We start from the raw sequence: 201 nt of genomic DNA on the forward strand, positions 1-201 counted from the left end.
CGAGTGGTTGTGCGCCGAAAATGTCCGGGGCTAAGCCTGTCACCGAAATCGCGGCTTCAGCCTGATGAAGGTTGAGGGGTAGGGGAGCGTTCCATGGGCGGAGAAGGCATACCGAGAGGAGTGCTGGAGCGCATGGAAGTGAGAATGCCGGTATAAGTATGCGAAAAGGCAGGTGAGAATCCTGCCCGCCGAAAACCTGAG

The 201-nt window shown here is 57.7% G+C and carries 1 rRNA gene; it reads left to right on the forward strand.

Going from position 1 to position 201, the window contains the following annotated elements:
* A 23S ribosomal RNA gene (locus JDF658_RS04975) occupies positions 1-201 on the forward strand; the annotation flags it as partial.

This window comes from Carboxydocella sp. JDF658 (assembly GCF_002049395.1).
GTDB lineage: Bacteria > Bacillota.